The sequence below is a fragment of the Herbiconiux sp. 320_LB genome, assembly GCF_059691755.1.
In genome coordinates, this window is sequence record NZ_JCAWAD010000003.1 from 1 (window position 1) to 18811 (window position 18811).

General features: G+C 68.4%; 21 protein-coding genes. 1 reads left to right on the top strand and 20 read right to left on the bottom strand.

Annotated elements, in window-relative coordinates:
- From AC59HU_RS07975 to AC59HU_RS07990, 4 genes are all read right to left on the bottom strand, one after another.
- Positions 1-257 (bottom strand): translation initiation factor IF-2 N-terminal domain-containing protein (locus tag AC59HU_RS07975; RefSeq protein WP_497222859.1); only part of this gene is annotated, 257 nt, incomplete at its 3' end.
- Positions 258-341: 84 nt separating this feature from the next.
- The gene (locus tag AC59HU_RS07980; protein ID WP_497222860.1) at positions 342-614 is read right to left on the bottom strand and encodes a YlxR family protein; all 273 of its coding nucleotides are present in this window, start codon (positions 612-614) and stop codon (positions 342-344) included.
- Positions 615-667: 53 nt separating this feature from the next.
- A complete protein-coding gene (gene nusA, locus AC59HU_RS07985) occupies positions 668-1666 on the bottom strand; it encodes a transcription termination factor NusA (RefSeq protein ID WP_497222861.1) in 999 nt (332 codons plus the stop codon).
- A 58-nt stretch (positions 1667-1724) separates the two neighbouring features.
- Entirely contained in the window at positions 1725-3488 is a 1764-nt protein-coding gene (locus AC59HU_RS07990; RefSeq protein ID WP_497222862.1) for a proline--tRNA ligase, read from the bottom strand.
- 123 nt (positions 3489-3611) lie between these two features.
- Between AC59HU_RS07990 and AC59HU_RS07995 the strand changes: the two genes are divergently transcribed.
- Complete coding sequence (locus tag AC59HU_RS07995) at positions 3612-4127, top strand: methylated-DNA--[protein]-cysteine S-methyltransferase (protein WP_497222863.1); 516 nt, start codon at positions 3612-3614, stop codon at positions 4125-4127.
- A gap of 71 nt (positions 4128-4198) precedes the next feature.
- Here the strand turns inward: AC59HU_RS07995 and AC59HU_RS08000 are convergent, their stop codons facing one another.
- The 16 genes from AC59HU_RS08000 to rho form a co-directional block, all read right to left on the bottom strand.
- Positions 4199-4945, bottom strand: coding sequence for a YaaA family protein (locus AC59HU_RS08000; RefSeq protein ID WP_497222864.1), 747 nt, complete (start codon positions 4943-4945; stop codon positions 4199-4201).
- A 71-nt stretch (positions 4946-5016) separates the two neighbouring features.
- Positions 5017-5283: a F0F1 ATP synthase subunit epsilon gene (locus AC59HU_RS08005; RefSeq protein ID WP_497222865.1), complete on the bottom strand. Its 267-nt coding sequence runs from the start codon at positions 5281-5283 to the stop codon at positions 5017-5019.
- A gap of 2 nt (positions 5284-5285) precedes the next feature.
- Positions 5286-6746, bottom strand: coding sequence for a F0F1 ATP synthase subunit beta (gene atpD / locus AC59HU_RS08010; protein ID WP_497222866.1), 1461 nt, complete (start codon positions 6744-6746; stop codon positions 5286-5288).
- Positions 6747-6766: 20 nt separating this feature from the next.
- A complete protein-coding gene (locus AC59HU_RS08015; RefSeq protein WP_497222867.1) occupies positions 6767-7669 on the bottom strand; it encodes a F0F1 ATP synthase subunit gamma in 903 nt (300 codons plus the stop codon).
- Between the two features lie 2 nt (positions 7670-7671).
- Positions 7672-9309, bottom strand: a complete 1638-nt coding sequence (atpA, locus tag AC59HU_RS08020; protein WP_497222868.1) for a F0F1 ATP synthase subunit alpha — start codon at positions 9307-9309, stop codon at positions 7672-7674.
- Positions 9310-9361: 52 nt separating this feature from the next.
- Entirely contained in the window at positions 9362-10159 is a 798-nt protein-coding gene (locus AC59HU_RS08025) for a F0F1 ATP synthase subunit delta (protein WP_497222869.1), read from the bottom strand.
- Between the two features lie 4 nt (positions 10160-10163).
- Entirely contained in the window at positions 10164-10712 is a 549-nt protein-coding gene (locus AC59HU_RS08030) for a F0F1 ATP synthase subunit B (protein WP_497222870.1), read from the bottom strand.
- A gap of 30 nt (positions 10713-10742) precedes the next feature.
- Positions 10743-10931: an ATP synthase F0 subunit C gene (gene atpE, locus AC59HU_RS08035; protein WP_171707255.1), complete on the bottom strand. Its 189-nt coding sequence runs from the start codon at positions 10929-10931 to the stop codon at positions 10743-10745.
- 93 nt (positions 10932-11024) lie between these two features.
- The gene (atpB, locus tag AC59HU_RS08040; RefSeq protein WP_497222871.1) at positions 11025-11807 is read right to left on the bottom strand and encodes a F0F1 ATP synthase subunit A; all 783 of its coding nucleotides are present in this window, start codon (positions 11805-11807) and stop codon (positions 11025-11027) included.
- A 190-nt stretch (positions 11808-11997) separates the two neighbouring features.
- Positions 11998-12468 carry a Cg1360 family ATP-synthase-associated protein gene (locus tag AC59HU_RS08045; RefSeq protein WP_497222872.1) on the bottom strand — a complete coding sequence of 157 codons (471 nt, stop codon included), beginning with the start codon at positions 12466-12468 and terminating at the stop codon, positions 11998-12000.
- Between the two features lie 3 nt (positions 12469-12471).
- On the bottom strand, positions 12472-13668 hold the full coding sequence (locus AC59HU_RS08050; RefSeq protein WP_497222873.1) for an MraY family glycosyltransferase: 1197 nt from the start codon (positions 13666-13668) through the stop codon (positions 12472-12474).
- Positions 13669-13671: 3 nt separating this feature from the next.
- A complete protein-coding gene (locus tag AC59HU_RS08055) occupies positions 13672-14331 on the bottom strand; it encodes an L-threonylcarbamoyladenylate synthase (RefSeq protein WP_497222874.1) in 660 nt (219 codons plus the stop codon).
- A gap of 47 nt (positions 14332-14378) precedes the next feature.
- Positions 14379-14567: a PLDc N-terminal domain-containing protein gene (locus AC59HU_RS08060; RefSeq protein WP_368499540.1), complete on the bottom strand. Its 189-nt coding sequence runs from the start codon at positions 14565-14567 to the stop codon at positions 14379-14381.
- Positions 14568-14573: 6 nt separating this feature from the next.
- The gene (gene prmC / locus AC59HU_RS08065; RefSeq protein WP_497222875.1) at positions 14574-15467 is read right to left on the bottom strand and encodes a peptide chain release factor N(5)-glutamine methyltransferase; all 894 of its coding nucleotides are present in this window, start codon (positions 15465-15467) and stop codon (positions 14574-14576) included.
- 4 nt (positions 15468-15471) lie between these two features.
- Positions 15472-16551 carry a peptide chain release factor 1 gene (prfA, locus tag AC59HU_RS08070; RefSeq protein ID WP_497222876.1) on the bottom strand — a complete coding sequence of 360 codons (1080 nt, stop codon included), beginning with the start codon at positions 16549-16551 and terminating at the stop codon, positions 15472-15474.
- Entirely contained in the window at positions 16551-18788 is a 2238-nt protein-coding gene (gene rho, locus AC59HU_RS08075; RefSeq protein ID WP_497222877.1) for a transcription termination factor Rho, read from the bottom strand. The genes prfA and rho overlap by 1 nt, the downstream gene beginning before the upstream one ends.
- Between the last annotated feature and the right edge of the window lie 23 nt (positions 18789-18811).

An 18811-nucleotide genomic window follows, 5' to 3' on the forward strand; every position in this document is an offset into this window, starting at 1 on the left:
GGGCCGGGGCGTGCGCCGGGGCGCGGTGCCGCCTTGGGGGCGGCCGCGGGGCTGGCGGACGAACCGCCGGCCGTGGCGTCGGCCGAACCGGCGCCCGCCTTGATCAGTGCCTCTTTGAGCCGTCGGGCCACGGGGGGCTCGATGCTCGAGGACGGGCCCTTGACGAACTGACCCATCTCTTTGAGGGTTGCAAGGGCGACCTTGCTGTCGACGCCGAGCTCGGCGGCGACTTCATGTACACGTGGTTTTGCAGCCACAATTCTCCTGTCTGGGGTCTACCCAGACAGGGCAGACCGTTAGTAGCGGACGGGTCTCATTTCGAGCCGCTCATCAGTTGTCACTCATGGGTTCACGGTGCCGTTCAGCCTGTTCTCTAATGTCGTCGTGTCGAGGACTCCCTCGACACGGAGCGCACGCCCGAATGCTCGTCGCGTGACCGCGATCCGGAGGCATTCGGGTGAGGGATGCAACCACGCGCCTCGCCCGGGAAGTGAGGCCGTCTCGTCGACGACCAGAACTTTTCCCTCAGGGACCATGTCCCTGGCGACGACCCTCAGAAGTGAGGACCGTGTGGCGCGCGCGCGACATCCGACGCACGTTCTAACGGGTTCCATGCTACTCCATATTCCCTGGGAGCCGATCGCGCGACGCCCGGGAGCGCGTGCGATCAGTCGCCGTCGAGGATGCTGTCGGGCTGGATGTCGATCTTCGCGCCGGTGAGCTTGGCGGCGAGTCGGGCGTTCTGGCCCTCCTTGCCGATCGCCAGCGAGAGCTGGTAGTCGGGCACCAGGGCCCGGACGGCCTTGAGCGCCGAGTCGATCACGAAGGCGCTCGACACCTTGGCCGGCGACAGCGCGTTGGCGACGAAGGTCGGCAGGTCTTCGGAGTAGTCGACGATGTCGATCTTCTCGTTGCCGAGCTCGCTGGTCACGGCGCGCACCCGCTGGCCGAGCTCGCCGATGCACGCACCCTTTGCGTTGACCCCGGGCTCGGTGGCCCGGACGGCGATCTTGGTGCGGTGCCCGGCCTCACGGGCCAGCGACACGATCTCCACGACGCCGCTCGCGATCTCCGGCACCTCGAGGGCGAAGAGCTTGCGCACCAGCGAGGGGTGGGTGCGCGAGACCGTGATCTGCGGACCCTTCGGCCCCTTGGCCACGCTGGTGACGTACACCCGGATGCGGGATCCGTGCGCGTAGTCCTCGCCCGGCACCTGCTCCTCGGGGGGCATGATCGCCTCGATCGTGCCCAGGTCGACGTGGATCATCTTGGGGTTCGGACCCTGCTGGATGACTCCGGCGACGATGTCGCCCTCCCGGCCCTTGAACTCGCCGAGCACCTTGTCGTCGCCGATGTCGCGCAGCCGCTGGTTGATGACCTGCTTCGCCGCGAACGCCGCGATGCGGCCGAAGTCGCTGGGGTTCTCCTCGGCCTCACCGATCACCACGCCGTCCTCGTCGTACTCCGGGACGAAGATCGAGATGTGCCCGCTCTTCCGGTCCAGGTGCACGCGCGCCGAGGGCGTGCCGTCCTCGTTCGCGAGGGGACGGTCGGTGTGCTTGAGGAAGGCGGTCAGGATCGCCTGCTCGATGATTGCCACGAGTTCCTCGAAGGGAATCTCTCGTTCACGCTCCAAGAGGCGTAAGACGCTGAGGTCGATGTCCACTTCCGGCCTCCTCTGTTCAGATCTGGATGCCGATGTCTCCGGCAGTCAAACGAAAAGACTACCGGAAGCTGTCGGCCACGGCACCCAGTTCGACCTGCGTTCGCTCTCCGCTTCTGCGATCCCACAGTTCGACGACCCCGTCGGCGACTCCACGGCCGACGATCACGATGCGCGGAACGCCGATCAGCTCGGCGTCGCCGAACTTCACACCGGGCGACACTTTGGGCCGGTCGTCGAACAGCACGTCCAGGCCCACGGCCTCCAGATCCTGCACAACCGACTCGGCGGCCTCGTAGATCTCCGGGTCCTTGCCGGTGGCGATCACGTGCACGTCGAAGGGGGCGACGGCTGGAGGCCAGATCAGTCCGCGGTCGTCGTTGTTGAGCTCGGCGATGATGGCCAGGATGCGCGTGACGCCGATCCCGTATGACCCCATGGTCACGGTGACGAGCTTGCCGTTCTCGTCCAGCACCTTGAGGCCGAGCGCCTCGGCGTACTTGCGGCCGAGCTGGAAGACGTGGCCGATCTCCATGCCGCGGGCGAGCTCCACCGGGCCCGAGCCGTCGGGCGCGGGGTCTCCGGCGAGCACCTCGGCGGCCTCGACCGTGCCGTCGGCGGTGAAGTCGCGGCCCGCGACGAGGCCGAACACGTGCTTGCCGTGGAGGTTCGCGCCGGTGATCCAGCCCGAGCCGTCGACGACCCGGGGGTCGACGACGTAGCGGATGCCCGTGCTCGACTCCTCGCCGAGAACAGCGCCCTCGGGGCTCCACGGGCCGATGTAGCCCTTGACCAGCCCGGGGTGCTTGGCGAAGTCGGCCTCGGTCGCCGGCTCGATCTCGGCGGGCGCGAAGGCCACCTCGGCGCGCTTCATGTCGACCTCCCGGTTGCCGGGGAGCCCGACCACGACCAGCTCGCGGCTGCCGTCGAGGTGGGTCAGTGCGAGCACGACGTTCTTCAGCGTGTCGGCCGCGGTCCAGGACCGGCCGTCGGGACGGGGGTGGGCCTCGTTCGCACGGTCGACCAGCGTCTGGATCGTCGGCGTGTCCGGGGTGTCGAGCACCTCGGCCGGCGTGAGCCCGTCGAAGGGTCGCGACTCGGGCACGAGGGTCGTGAAGGCCTCGACGTTGGCGGCGTAGCCCCCGGCCGAGCGGACGAAGGTGTCCTCCCCCACCGGCGTCGGGTGCAGGAACTCCTCGCTCTTGGACCCGCCCATGGCTCCGGCGTCGGCCTTGACGATGACGTACTCGAGGCCCAGGGCCGTGAAGATGCGCTCGTAGGCGTCGCGCTGGGCCTGGTAGGAGGCATCCAGACCCGCGTCGGTGTAGTCGAAGGAGTACGCGTCCTTCATCGTGAACTCGCGGCCGCGCAGGAGCCCGGCGCGCGGGCGCGCCTCGTCGCGGTACTTGTCCTGGATCTGGTAGATCGACAGCGGCAGGTCCTTGTAGCTGGAGTACAGGTCTTTCACGAGCAGGGTGAAGACCTCCTCGTGCGTGGGGGCCAGCACATAGCCGGCCTCCTTGCGGTCGGAGAGCCGGAACATCCCGGGACCGTACTCGTCGTAGCGGCCGGTGACCTCGTAGGGCTCCTTGGGCAGCAGCGCCGGGAAGTGCACCTCGAAGGCACCGGCGGCGGCCATCTCCTGGCGCACGATCGCCTCGATCTTCGCCTTGACCCGGAGGCCCAGCGGCAGCCACGCGAAGATGCCCGGCGCCTGGCGCCGGATGTAGCCTGCGCGCACGAGGAGGCGGTGGCTGGTGACCTCGGCGTCCGAGGGGTCTTCGCGGAGGGTTCGGAGGAAGTACGACGACAAGCGAATAGGCACGGAACGAGTGTACCGAGGTGCTCCGGCCCTCTCGGTTCCTGCACAGCGTCGCTCGGGTGCCGAGTTCTCCACAGTCGGCGCCGACCGGAACCCGGGCGGGGCGCGCATCCCTAGCCTCGGGCCATGGACACACTCACGCAGTTGCGCGCCGCCTCGCCCTACCTGCAGCGCTGCTCGACCCCGATCGGGCGGATCGAGGTCGCCAGCGACGGCGAGGCGATCACGGCCGTCGCGATCGAACGGCACGGGGTCCTCCCCCACGACGGCCTGGCCTTCGACTCGACCGCGGTCGCCGACGAGGCGGTCGCTCAGCTCCTGGACTACTTCGAGGGCACCCGGAAGGCGTTCTCCGTCCCGATCGCCCACCGCGGCACCCCGTTCCAGCGTTCGGTCTGGAATCGCCTGGCGGCACTGCACTGGGGCACGGCGACCACCTACGGGTCGATCGCCACCGCCGTCGGTCGGGCCGGGTCCGGCCGCGCGGTGGGCGGCGCCATCGCCTCGAACCCGACTCCCCTGTTCGTGGGCTGCCATCGGGTGCTCTCGGCCTCCGGCGCGGTCACGGGCTGGAGCTGGGGCGAGGGCGTGAGCACGAAGGCCCGCCTGCTCGATCTGGAAGGGATACCCCACTCGCCGTGAGCCGAGTCGATCGCCGTGAGCAAGGTCGATCGCCCTGATCGAGCCCGATCGCCCTGCGCGACGCGCTGCCCTCAGACCTCGAGCACCAGCTCCGTGCCGTCCAGCGACAAGCGGTGCCCGGCGGTGCGGCCCCAGGCGATCAGCTCGTCGACCGAGGCGAAGTCGACGCCGTGCTGCAGGATGGCGCGGACCAGCTCGCCCTTGCCCTTCTTGTTGAAGTGGTTGAGCGCCCGGCGAGCTCCGTCGGTGCCCACGCTGACCACGCGCAGGTAGTACGACTCGGGCACGCCGACCGGCACCGGCCCGAGGGCCACGTAGGCCTCCGAGCGCAGGTCGAGCACGAGCTCGCTCGCGTGCGCCGCCAGCTCCTTCGACAGCGAGCCCGCCCAGGTCGCCCTGACCGAGGGCGCCTCCAGCCGCGAATCGTGCGAGAGACGGTAGGCCGGGATCGGATCGCCGGCCGCGATCAGCCCGAACAGCGCCGAGTGGATGCGCACGTGTGCGGCCGCGAAGGCCCGCGCGTCCTCGTCCAGGCCCGGCGCATCCAAGGCCTCGTAGAGCACCCCGGTGTACCGGTCCATGGCGGCCATGGTCGGCGTGGTCCGCAGGGAGCGGTTGCGCTCGACCTCGAAGGCCAGCTTCGGCCCGAGCTTGAGCCGGGTCATCGCCTCGTCGCGGTTATTCGCCAACGCGGCCACCCGCCGCACGAGACCGCGCCGGGTGGCGGCGAGGGCGGGATGCGCGAGTCGCGCGAGTTCCAGCGGAGGGCCGTCGCCGCCGTCGCGCTTGGTCTCGGACGGGGGCAGCAGGATGAGCACGGCGGGTGTCCTTCCACGCGAAAACCGCCGTGCCCCGCTCCGAGGAGCGGACACGGCGGTCTCGACGGGTGTTACTTGATCAGTTCGGCGTCGCGGGCGACGATCGTGACGGTGTCGTTCTCGACCGACAGGAAGCCGTCGTCGGCGCGAGCGACCAGGCGCTCCCCGGTGCTCGCGTTCACGCGCACCTCGCCGGCGGCGAGGATCGCGAGCAGCGGCTCGTGACCGGCCAGGATGCCGATCTCGCCTTCCACGGTCTTCGCGACCACCATCGAAGCCTCGCCGGCCCAGATCTGCTGATCGGCCGAGACGACGCTCACGGTGAGGGAACCAGCCATGATCAGCCGTTCTCCTTCTGGATCTGAGCCCACTTCTCCTCGACGTCCGTGATCGGGCCGACGTTGAAGAACGCCTGCTCGGCCACGTGGTCGAACTCACCCTTGGTGATCGCGTCGAACGACTCGATCGTGTCCTTCAGCGGAACCGTCGAACCCTCGACACCGGTGAACTTCTTCGCCATGTAGGTGTTCTGGGAGAGGAACTGCTGGATGCGACGGGCGCGCGACACGGTGATCTTGTCTTCCTCGGAGAGCTCGTCGACACCGAGGATGGCGATGATCTCCTGCAGCTCCTTGTTCTTCTGGAGGATCTGCTTGACGTTGGTCGCGACGCGGTAGTGGTCGGCGCCCAAGTACCGGGGGTCCATGATCCGCGACGTGGAGGTCAGCGGGTCGATGGCCGGGTACAGACCCTTCGACGCGATCTCACGCGAGAGCTCGGTCGTCGCGTCGAGGTGCGCGAACGTGGTCGCCGGGGCCGGGTCGGTGTAGTCGTCGGCCGGCACGTAGATCGCCTGCAGCGAGGTGATCGAGTGACCACGCGTCGAGGTGATGCGCTCCTGGAGCACACCCATCTCGTCGGCGAGGTTCGGCTGGTAACCCACCGCGGAGGGCATGCGGCCCAGCAGGGTCGACACCTCCGAACCGGCCTGGGTGAAGCGGAAGATGTTGTCGATGAACAGCAGCACGTCCTGGTTCTGCACGTCGCGGAAGTACTCCGCCATCGTCAGGGCCGAGAGGGCCACGCGGAGACGCGTTCCCGGCGGCTCGTCCATCTGGCCGAAGACGAGGGCGGTCTTGTCGAAGACGCCCGCCTCCTCCATCTCGTGGATGAGGTCGTTGCCCTCACGGGTGCGCTCGCCCACACCGGCGAACACCGACACACCACCGTGGTCCTGCGCGACGCGCTGGATCATCTCCTGGATGAGGACCGTCTTGCCGACGCCCGCACCACCGAAGAGGCCGATCTTTCCACCCTGCACGTACGGGGTGAGGAGGTCGATCGACTTGATGCCGGTCTCGAAGAGGTTGGTCTTCGACTCGAGCTGGTCGAACGCCGGGGGCTTGCGGTGGATGGGCCACCGCTCCGTGATCTCGATGGTCTCGCCGGGCTCGGCATTGAGCACCTCGCCGATCACGTTGAAGACCTTGCCCTTAGTGACGTCACCGACGGGCACGGAGATCGCCGCACCGGTGTCGCGCACCTCCTGGCCGCGGACGAGGCCGTCCGTCGGCTTCAGGGCGATGGCGCGGACCAGGTCGTCGCCGAGGTGCTGAGCGACCTCGAGCGTGATCTCGGTCGAGGTGTCGCCGATCGTGATCGTGGTCTTGAGGGCGTTGTAGACCTCGGGGATCGAGTCGTGGGGGAACTCGATGTCCACGACCGGCCCGGTGACGCGTGCGATCCGGCCGACGCCGGGCGAGGCCTCCGCCTGGACTGGCGCGGTAGCAGTGTCAGTCATTGTGCTTTCTCTTTTCTCGTTCACTTCTTGGCGGAGGCCAGTGCGTCGGCCCCGCCCACGATCTCGGAAATCTGCTGCGTGATCTCGGACTGGCGCGCGTTGTTGGCCAGGCGCGTGTAGTCGCGGATCAGGTTGTCGGCGTTGTCGCTGGCCGACTTCATCGCCTTCTGGCGTGCCGCGTGCTCGGCGGCCGCCGACTGCAGCATCGCGTTGAAGATGCGGCTCTCGACGTAGATCGGGAGCAGTGCATCCAGAACGGTCGCGGCATCGGGCTCGAACTCGTACAGCGGGTACACGTCGTTCGTCGGGGCCTCGGGGGCCGCGCCCTCGACGATCTCGAGCGGGAGCAGACGGGTCACCTCGGGAACCTGGGTGACCATGCTGACGAAGCGGTTGTACACGAGGTGGATCTCGTCCACGCCGCCGTCGTCATCGAGGTTGTAGGCCTCGACGACCGCGTCGGCGATCTCCTTGGCGGTCGCGAACTCGGGCTGGTCGGTGCCACCGGTCCACGACTTGACGCTCGCACGACGACGGAAGCCGAAGTACGCCACGGCCTTGCGGCCGACCAGGAAGTACTCGACCTTCTTGCCTTCGCTGCGCAGCAGCTCGGCCAGGCTCTCCGCCTCCTTCAGGATCGAGGAGGAGAAGGCGCCGGCCAGACCGCGGTCGGACGTGAAGATGACGATCGCGGCCGTGTCGAGCTTCTCGCGCTCGCTGGTCAGCGGGTGCTCGACGTTCGAGTAGGTGGCGACCGCGGAGACCGCACGCGTGATGGCCTTGGAGTAGGGCGCCGAGGCGGCGACCCGCTGCTGGGCCTTCTGGATGCGCGAGGCGGAGATCAACTCCATCGCCCTCGTGATCTTCTTGGTCGTCTGGGCCGACTTGATCTTCGACCGGTAGACCCTGAGCTGTGCACCCATGCTTAGCGGCGACCCTTGACGATCTTCTCCTGGCCGACGTCACCCTTGTCCGTGGCGACGAACTCTTCCTTGCCGACCGAGGCGAGGGGCTTGCCCTCACCGGTCTGGAACTCGAGCTTGAAGTCGTCGACCGCCTTCTCGAGTGCCTGGACGGTGTCGTCGCTCAGCACGTTCGTGTCGCGGAGCGTCGTCAGCACCTCGGTGTTGCGACCCAGGAAGTCGAGGAACTCGGCCTCGAAGCGCAGGATGTCCTCGACCGGGACCTCGTCGAGCTTGCCGTTGGTGCCGGCCCAGATCGAGACGACCTGCTGCTCGACCGGGAAGGGCGAGTACTGCGGCTGCTTGAGCAGCTCGGTGAGACGGGCGCCTCGGGCGAGCTGACGGCGCGACGCCGCATCCAGGTCGGAGGCGAACATGGCGAACGCCTCGAGCGAGCGGTACTGGGCGAGCTCGAGCTTGAGCGTGCCGGAGACCTTCTTGATCGACTTCACCTGCGCGTCGCCGCCGACTCGGGAGACCGAGATGCCGACGTCGACCGCGGGACGCTGGTTGGCGTTGAAGAGGTCGGACTGGAGGAAGATCTGGCCGTCGGTGATCGAGATCACGTTGGTCGGGATGTACGCCGAGACGTCGTTGGCCTTGGTCTCGATGATCGGCAGACCGGTCATCGACCCGGCGCCCAGCTCGTCGGAGAGCTTCGCGCAACGCTCGAGCAGACGCGAGTGCAGGTAGAACACGTCACCGGGGTACGCCTCGCGTCCCGGCGGACGACGCAGCAGCAGCGACACGGCGCGGTAGGCCTCGGCCTGCTTGGACAGGTCGTCGAAGATGATCAGGACGTGCTTGCCGCCGTACATCCAGTGCTGGCCGATGGCCGAGCCGGTGTAGGGGGCGAGGTACTTGAAGCCGGCCGGGTCGGAGGCGGGCGAGGCGACGATGGTGGTGTACTCCATCGCTCCGGCGTCTTCGAGGGCACCCTTCACCGAGGCGATGGTCGAGCCCTTCTGGCCGATCGCGACGTAGATGCAGCGCACCTGCTTGTCGACGTCACCGGAGTCCCAGTTCGCCTTCTGGTTGATGATCGTGTCGATCGCGATCGCCGTCTTACCGGTCTGGCGGTCGCCGATGATCAGCTGACGCTGTCCGCGGCCGATCGGGATCATGGCGTCGATCGCCTTGATGCCGGTCTGCATGGGCTCGTGCACGCTCTTGCGCGCCATGACGCCGGGCGCCTGGAGCTCGAGCTCGCGACGACCCTCCGACGCGATCTCGCCGAGGCCGTCGATCGGGTTGCCCAGGGGGTCGACCACGCGGCCGAGGTAGGCGTCGCCCACGGGGACGGAGAGCACCTCGCCGGTGCGGGTGACCTCCATGCCCTCCTCGATGCCGGTGAACTCACCGAGCACGATGACACCAATCTCGTCCTCGTCCAGGTTCTGGGCCAGGCCCAGCGTGCCGTCCGAGAAACGGATGAGCTCGTTCGCCATCACACCGGGCAGGCCCTGCACGTGGGCGATTCCGTCGGCGGCGTCGATGACGTAGCCGACCTCGGTGGTCGCTGCTTTGCCGGGCTCGTACGCCGCGACGAAGTCCTTGAGGGCATCGCGGATCTCATCCGGGCGGATCGTAAGTTCAGCCATCGTTTTCCCTTTTCTTTGGGGTATCACCCCAGTGTGTTCCGGTGCCCGCCGATTAGCCAGCGAGCTGAAGTCTCAAATCGTTGAGCCGCGTCGCGACGCTGCCGTCGATGACGTCGTCGCCGACCTGGATGCGCACCCCGCCGACGACGGAGGGGTCGATCACCTGGTTCAGCTGGATGGTGCGGCCGTGTCGGGTGGCGAGCACCCGCTCCAGCCGCTGGAGCTGCGCCGAGCTGAGCGGCGAGGCCACGACGACCGTCGCGACCTCCGAGCCCGACTGGTCGGCGACGATGGCCGACGCGTAGCGCAGCAGTTCGCCGATCCGGCGACCGCGCGGCTGGGTGACCAGCTGACGCACGATCGCGAGGGTCTGCTCCGAGGCACGCCCGGCGAGCAGACGCTCCACCAGGGCACGCTTCTGATCCGTCGACCCGAGCTTCGACCCGAGGGCGAGCTCGAGGTCGGCGTCGCTCGTGACCGCGCGGCTGAACTCGAACAGCTCCGAGTCGATCGCGGCCGAGGTCGGCGCGGAGGAGGCGACGGCACGGATGCCCAGCTCCTCGATGCCGGCCAGCAGGTCGCTGTGGCTCGACCAGCGGCTGGTCGCCACGGTGTCTAGCAGCTCGACGGTCTGCGCCGAGTAGGCGGGACCGAAGAGCTGCTTGATCAGCGCCGACTTGGCCGAGGCCTCGGCACCGGGGTCGGAGATTGCTCCGAGCAGGTGAGACGAATCACCGATGATCCGACCAGCGGCGAAGAGCTCTTCTCCCGTGGCCAGATCGACCTTGGCACCCAGGCCCGCGAGGCGGGTCGTGGCCTGCTCAAGGGCTCCTCTGGTCGCGCTACCCATGTGGTTACTTCTTTCCCGAGGTGTCGGCGGTCTCGAGGTCGGCGAGGAAACGGTCGACGAGCGCCGTGGCCTTCTGGTCGTCGGAGAGGGACTCCCCGATGACGCCGGACGCGAGGTCGATGGCGAGGCTTCCCACCTCGGTCCGCAGCGAGACGAGCGCCGACTGGCGCTCCGCCTCGATGGCGACCTGGGCGTTGGCCTTCACGCGCTCGGCGTCGGACTGGGCCTGAGCCTGGATCTCCGAACCGATGCGCTGGGCGTCGGCGCGGGCCTGCTCGCGGATCTTGCCGGCCTCGGCACGCGCGTCGGCGAGCTGAGCGGTGTACTGCTCGAGAGCAGCCTCCGCTTCACGCTGCGCGACGTCGGCCTTCTCCATGTTTCCCTCGATGGCGGCGGACCGCTCGTCGAGGAGCTTCTTCATGCGCGGCAGAACGAGCCGCCAGAAGAAGAAGAGGATGACGACGAAGCACACGGCCGACCACAGGATGTCGTACGGCGCCGGGATGAGCGGATTGGGCGTCTCCTCGGTCGCAGCCAGAACAGCTTCAAGCATTCCAGCCTCCTTATCGATCGAAGATGGCTACTAGTTGGTGAAGATGAAGTACGTCGCGATACCGATGAACGCGAGCGCCTCGGTGAATGCGATACCGATGTACATCAGCACCTGGAGTCGGCCGGCGAGCTCGGGCTGGCGAGCCACACCCTCGATCGTCTTGCCGACCACGATTCCCACGCCGATGGCGGGGCCGATCGCTGCGAGGCCGTAGCCCATGGTCGCGACGTTGCCGGTGACCTCAGCGAGGATCGATACATCTGCCACGTTTGTTTCCTTCCGTGATGGTGGTTCAGGCGGACGCCTGGACCGCTAGTGTTCCTCAGCCAGCGCGAGCTGGATGTAGACAGTGGTGAGAAGTGCGAAGACGTAGGCCTGCAGGACTGCGACCAACACCTCGAACAGGGTGAAGACGAAGCCGAACGCCAGGGTTCCGACACCGAACAGCGACCAGAGGCCACCGGCGGTGAAGAAGAAGAACTGCGTCGCGGCGAAGAAGAGCACGAGGAGCAGGTGGCCGACGACCATGTTCATCAGCAGTCGCAGCGTGAGCGTGATCGGACGGAGCACGAAGGTCGAGACCAGCTCGATCGGCGTCACGATGATGTAGAGCACCTTCGGCACGCCGGGCGGGAAGAGCGCGTTCTTGAAGAAGGCACCCGGGTGCTTGCGGATACCCGCGTACATGAAGGCGAGCCACGCGACCACGGCGAGCACGAGCGGCACACCGATCACCGACGTGCCGGCGATGTTCAGGCCGGGGATGATGCCGGTCAGGTTCATGAACAGAACCATGAAGAAGATCGTGGTGATCAGCGGCAGGAAGCGCCGGCCGTCTTTCTTGCCCAGGAGGTCTTCGGCGATGTTGACCCGCGCGAAGTCCAGACCCATCTCGACGATGCTCTGGAAACGACCGGGCACCACCTTCATGCGACGGGTTCCCAGCCAGAAGATCAGGATGAGAGCGATGACCGCGAGGAAGCGGATGAGGACGATTCGATTGATTTCGAAATCCGTGCCAGCGAAGAAAATGGCGTCCGGGAAGAACTCGTTGATGGACGGACCGTGGAAACCGCCTTCGTCGGAGGTTGCCATTGGGGCTAGCAGGTTCACAGCGTTAGCTATCAGCGCTATCTCCTGTTTCGGGGCGTGGAACTCTTACAGTTCTCGCAGCGACGAACGGGTGGGGGTGTGCTGTCTCCGGGCGCGGAACGCGCATTCGGACAGCGGAACGATCGGTCTAACCCTATCAATACTCAGGGTGTCCTGACTAATCGGTGAACTGTCAGTCGCCGTTCGGGAGGCGCACATCCGAGGCGTACGGAAGCCGAGTCCGGGCCACGACGACCACGTCGACGACCAGGGTGCCGAGCACCGCGACGACGATGCTGAGGAACAGGACGATGTCGTTCAGCCACGGCTGCCCGCGCAGCAGCACGACCAGCACGATGAAGAGCACGAACTTGACGATCCACGACCCCAGCACGATCACGAAGAAGAGCGTCGTGTACAGCGGCGAGGCGGTGAAGCGGTTGGCGACCAGGATGCTGCCGGAGGTGACACCCGCGAAGACCAGCACCATGGCCGTCCCGATCAGGGCGCTGATCGCTCCCGGCCAGCCGGAGACGAGGTAGCCGATGACACCGCCCACCACCGCGATGACCACGGCGAGCAGCACGTCCCACTTCAGGATCGTGGCGAAGACCCTGCTCGAGGACGGGGTCGGGTAGTTCCCCTTGAGGACGGGATCGGTCACGGTCTAGAGCTCCTTGATGTCGTCGGCGGCCGCATCCAGCGGATCGTCCACGGCTTTGATGTCGGCTTCGAGGGTACCCGCATCCGCTGACTGGGCCTCGATCACGCGGCGCTTGAGCGGGCTGAGCGGGGCCAGGGTGAAGGCCGCGCAGACCACGATGCCCACCGCGAGGAAGATGAAGGCGGGCCAGTACGGGTCGAGCACGAAGAACAGCAGGCAGCCGACCGAGATCACGGTGGTCCAGGCGTAGAAGATGAGCACGGCGCCGAGGTGGCTGTGGCCCATGTCGAGCAGGCGGTGGTGCAGGTGCTTGCGGTCGGCGCTGAACGGGCTCTTGCCCGCCCGCAGCCGACGGATGACGGCGAGGCCGAAGTCCAGCAGCGGGATGACCAGGATCGCGAAGGGCAGCAGGATCGGGATGAACGCGGGGAGCAGCTGCGACCGGCCGAGCTGCGCGGGGTCGACCTGTCCGGTCACCGCGATCGCGCTGGTGGCCATGAGCAGCCCCACCAGCAGCGCGCCCGCGTCGCCCATGAAGAGCTTCGCGGGGTGGAAGTTCAGCGGCAGGAACCCGGCGCAGGCGCCGATCAGCACGGCGGTGATGAGCGAGGCGAGGTTGAAGTAGTCGGTCGGCGAGGTGTCCTGCGCGAGCAGGTAGCTGTAGATGAAGAACACGCCGTTCGCGATCAGCGCCACCCCGGCGACCAGGCCGTCGAGCCCGTCGATGAAGTTGATCGCGTTCATCACCAGCACGACCGCGAGGATCGTGATCGCCAGCGACATCCCGCTCGACCCGATCGTGAGGCCGCCGATCGGCAGCGAGACGATCTGCACGCCCTGCCAGGCCAGCAGCCCTGCCGCGATGATCTGGCCGGCCAGCTTGGTCAGCCAGTCGAGATCCCAGATGTCGTCGGCGACACCGATCAGCACGATGATCAGGGCCGCGCCGAGGATCGCCCAGACCTTCCCGGGCTCGGCGAAGACGAGCCGGAACCAGCTGATCTGGGAGGCCACCGCGATGGCGATGACGACGCCGAGGAACATCGCGATCCCGCCGAGCCGGGGCGTCGGGCGGGTGTGCACGTCGCGCTCGCGGATCTTCGGGTACAGCCGGTACCGGTGGCTGAGCTTGTAGATCACCCAGGTCAGGATGAACGTGACGACCGCCGAGACCGCGGCGACGAGCAGATAGAACCGCATGCCTCAGGCGCCGGAATCCGCGAGCCGGTCGCCGACCACCTGGCGGATGCGCCACTCCGAGACCGCGCCCTGCCGCACGACGCGGAGCGTGCCCTCGGCGGCCGTCGCGTCGACGATCGTCGAGGCCACCGCATCCTGCCGCTCTCCCCCGTCGAGGTAGACCGAGACGCTGTCGCCGAGCATGGCGACGGCGGCCTCGGCCGTGGTCGCCGCAGGCTCACCGGTCAGGTTGGCGCTCGAGACCGCGAGCGGGCCGGTCTCGGCCAGGAGCTCGAGGGCGATCGGGTCCGAGGGCATCCGCAGGGCGACCGTGCCCCCGGTCTCCCCCAGATCCCAGACCAGCGACGGGGTGGCCTGCAGGATGATCGTGAGCCCGCCGGGCCAGAACGCGTCGACCAGGGCGCGCGCCGCATCCGGGATGTCGGTGGCGAGGGCGTCGAGCGTGGCCAGCGCCGGGATCAGCACCGGCGGAGGTGACTGCCGGGTGCGGCCCTTGGCGTCGAGCAGACGCTGCACCGCGCGGGCGTTGAACGCGTCGGCGGCGACCCCGTAGACCGTGTCGGTCGGCAGGACGACCAGCTCGCCCCGGCCGAGGGCCGTTCTCGCGAGCCGCATTCCGGTGAGAAGCTCCGTCGGTGCAGAGCAGTCGTAAGTGGCAGCCATCTCGTCCCCCATGATAGCGGGGACGCCTCGGGCTCCCGTGCGCCGCGCTAGCGGTTGACGCGGCCCCGGCCGAAGATCAGCCACAGGATCGAGCCGAGGATGGACAGGAAGAAGGCCACCAGGATCCAGACGAACTTGCCGAGGCCCCCGTGGTTCGGGTTCCGCACGATGGACACGACCGTGACGATGAAGATGATCAGGCCGACGATGCCGAAGGTGAAGCTGATGGGTTCCATGGTTGATCAGCGTAGTGCGGTCGTGGCGCGGTCACGCCCGGTGAGGTCGCGGTGGGTCGCCACGGCGTGCCAGCCGTCGGCCTCGAGCAATGCCCGGGCGCCGGGGCCCTGCAGGTCGCCGTGCTCGATGATGAGGTGGCCGCCGGGGTGGAGCAGTCGGCGCGCGGTCGCGGAGACCTCGCGCACCACGTCGAAGCCGTCCTCGCCGCCGTAGAGCGCGGCCTCGGGATCGTGCAGGCGCACCTCGGGGTCGCGCGGGATCGCGCCGGACGGGATGTACGGGGGGTTCGAGACCACGACGTCGACCGTGCCGTCGAGCTCGGGCAGCGCCTCCGCCAGGCCGATGAAGACGAGGCGGGCGTTCTCGGCGCCGGTGCTCCGCAGGTTCTGCTTCGCCCAGATGAAGGCCTCGGTCGAGTTCTCGACGCCGATCACCTCGGCGTGCGGCACCTCGGTCGCGAGCGAGAGCGCGATCGCCCCGCTGCCGGTGCCGAGGTCGACGGCGAGCGGATGCGCGCCGGGGGCCGGCACGACGGCGCGCAGGGCGTCGATCGCGAGGCCCGCGACGAACTCCGTCTCGGGTCGCGGCACGAAGACACCGGGGCCGACGGCGAGCTCGAGCGAGCGGAACCAGGCCGAGCCGGTGATGTGCTGAAGGGGCTCGCGCGCGGCTCGGCGCTCGACGGCCTCGATGATGGCGATCGCGTCCTCGACGCCGAGCGGAGCATCCGTCACGGTCAGCGACTGCACCCGCCCGCGCGAGGCCCCGAGCACGTGCCCGATCAGCAGCTCGGTGTCGACCTGCGGATCGTGCACGCCGCTCGCGGCCAGGATCGCGACCGAGCGCTCCGCGAGGGAGCGCACGGTGACCGGGCGGTCGAGGGTGGTGTCGACGGTCACGGGGTCAGGCCTCGCTCCCGACGGCTGCGAGCCGGCTCTCCTCGTCGGCCGTGATGGCCGACTGGATGATCGGCTCGAGCGCGCCGTCCATCACCTGGTCGAGGTTGTAGGCCTTGTACCCGGTGCGGTGGTCGGCGATGCGGTTCTCGGGGAAGTTGTAGGTGCGGATGCGCTCCGAGCGGTCGACCGTGCGGATCTGGCTCTTGCGCGCCGCGCTCGCCTCGGCGTCGAGCTCCTCCTGCTGCTTGGCGAGGATGCGGGCACGCAGCACGCGCATCCCGGCCTCGCGGTTCTGCAGCTGGCTCTTCTCGTTCTGCATCGAGACCACGATGCCCGTGGGCAGGTGGGTGATGCGCACGGCGGAGTCGGTCGTGTTGACGGACTGCCCACCGGGGCCCGAGGAGCGGAAGACATCGATCTTCAGGTCGTTCGGGTTGATCTCGACCTCTTCGGGCTCGTCGACCTCGGGGAAGACGAGCACGCCCGCGGCCGACGTGTGGATGCGCCCCTGCGACTCGGTCGCCGGCACCCGCTGCACGCGGTGCACCCCGCCCTCGTACTTCAGGTGCGCCCAGACGCCCTCCGCGGGGTCGGTCGAGCGGCCCTTGACGGCGATCTGCACGTCTTTGTAGCCGCCGAGATCGCTCTCGGTGCGCTCGAGCAGCTCCGTCTTCCACCCCTTGGACTCCGCGTAGTGGAGGTACATGCGCAGCAGGTCGGCCGCGAAGAGCATGCTCTCCGCGCCGCCTTCGCCGGCCTTGATCTCCATGATCACGTCGCGGGCGTCGTCGGGGTCGCGCGGGATGAGCAGACGCCGGAGCTTCTCCTCGTTCTCGGCGAGGCCGGCCTCGAGCGAGGGGATCTCCTCGGCGAAGCTCTCGTCGTCCTTCGCGAGTTCGCGCGCGGCCTCGAGATCCTCGACGCTCTGCGACCACGCGGTGTGCGCGGCCACGATCCGGCTGAGCTCGGCGTAGCGACGGTTGACGCGCTTGGAGCGCGAGGGGTCGCTGTGGAGCTCCGGATCGGAGAGCTGCCGCTGCAGGTCGTCGTGCTCGGCCTGCAGAGCGGCGACCGACTCGAACATCACTCGCCCTTGTGGCCGTGCCCGTTGTTGCCGGAGTGGCCCTGGGTCGGCGTGGGCATCGACTTCTGAACCTGCATCAGGAACTCGACGTTGGAGGAGGTCTCCTTGAGACGGCTGAGCACGATCTCGAGCGCCTGCTGCTGGTCGACGCCGGCGAGGGCGCGACGCAGCTTCCAGGTGATCTTGGTCTCGTCGGCGCCCATCAGCAGCTCTTCGCGGCGGGTGCTCGACGCGTTGACGTCGACGGCCGGGAAGATGCGCTTGTCGGCGAGCTGACGCGAGAGGCGCAGCTCGGAGTTGCCGGTGCCCTTGAACTCCTCGAAGATCACCTCGTCCATCTTCGAGCCGGTCTCGACCAGCGCGGTGGCGAGGATCGTGAGCGATCCGCCGTTCTCGATGTTGCGCGCGGCTCCGAAGAAGCGCTTCGGCGGGTACAGCGCCGAGGCGTCGACACCACCGGAGAGGATGCGCCCGGAGGCCGGCGACGCGAGGTTGTACGCGCGGCCCAGACGGGTGATCGAGTCCAGCAGCACGACGACGTCGTGGCCCAGCTCGACCAGGCGCTTGGCGCGCTCGATCGCGAGCTCGGCGACCGTGGTGTGGTCTTCGGCCGGGCGGTCGAAGGTCGAGGCGATGACCTCGCCCTTGACGGTGCGCTGCATGTCGGTGACCTCTTCGGGCCGCTCGTCGACGAGCACGACCATGAGGTGGACCTCGGGGTTGTTCGTCGAGATCGCATTGGCGATCTGCTGCAGCACGATGGTCTTGCCGGCCTTGGGCGGCGCGACGATCAGGCCGCGCTGGCCCTTGCCGATGGGGGCGACCAGGTCGATGATCCGCTGCGTGAGCTTGCCCGGCTCGGTCTCCAGGCGCAGACGCTCCTGGGGGTAGAGGGGGGTGAGCTTGCCGAACTCGACGCGGTTCTGCGCCTCCTCGACCGGCAGGCCGTTGATCGACTCGATGCGCACGATCGCGTTGTACTTCTGGCGGCCGCTGCCGTCGTTCTCGCGCGGCTGACGGATCGAGCCGACGATCGCGTCGCCCTTCCGCAGGTTGTACTTCTTGACCTGGCCGAGCGAGACGTAGACGTCGCTGTTGCCGGGCAGGTAGCCGCTGGTGCGCACGAAGGCGTAGTTGTCCAGGATGTCGAGGATGCCCGCCACCGGGATGAGCACGTCGTCCTCGGAGATCTCGGGCTCGATCTCGTCGCCGCCGGTCTGGCCACGGCGCTTGCGGTCGCGGTAGCGGTTGCGCGCACCCCGCTCGCTGCGGTCGCCCTCGGGGCCGGCGTTCTGGTTGTCGCGCTGGGGGCCGTTGTTCTGCTGCCCGCCGTTCTGGGCTGCGTCACGCGTGTTCTCGCGCTGGCCGTTGTCGCGCTGAGCGTCGCGCTGGCCGTTGTCGCGCTGACCGTTGTCGCGCTGGCCGCGCTGGTTCTGCCCGCGCTCCTCGCCCTGCTCCTGCTTGGGCTCGGCGGCGGCCTGGTTGCGGCCGTTGTTCTGGTTGCCGTTGTTCTGGTTGCCGTTGCCCGCGTTCTGGGTGCCGGCGGCCTGGCCGCCCTGCGCATCCTGACCGGCGGCGTCGCCCGAGGCGTTGCCGTTGCGGTTGCGGTCGCGGCGGTTGCGGCCACGGCCGCGGCCCTGGCGCTCGTCGCCCGCGGGGCGCTCGTCGGCGGAGTTCTCGGCACCGGTCGGCTCGCCGGACGCCGGGGCGCCCTGCTCGTCAGGGGTGGCGGTCGACTCGCCGGTCTCGGCCGCGGCGGCCGGGACGAGCTCGTCGATGGAGGCGTCGCTGGTGTTCACGTGACCGCCGGCGCTCACGCGCTCGGTGGTGACGCGGCGCGAACGGCGCTTGGGCGAGACCGGGCCCTCGGGCAGCTCGATGACGATCTGCTCCTTGGGGGCGGAGGTCGCCGCGGGAGCCGTGCGGAGCAGCTCGTCGGGCACGATCGGGCCGTCGACCGGAGCGGCCTCGGGGGCCGGAGCGGCCTCGGCGGCCGGAGCGGGCTCGGCCTCAGCAGCGGCGGTCTCGGCCGGAGCCTCGGCCGCAGCCGCCTCGAAGTCGAGGGTGATGGCGGCGGGGAGCGCGTCGACCGCGCCCTCCTGCACCTTGCGGATGGCCTCGATCAGGTCGCCCTTGCGGAGCTTGGAGGCCCCGGCCATACCGAGGGAGGCGGCGACCGCCTGCAGCTCGGAGACTTTCAGGCTCGAGAGATCGGGCTGGATGTTGACGTCTGTCACGGAATTCGTGTCCTTCCCCTGTC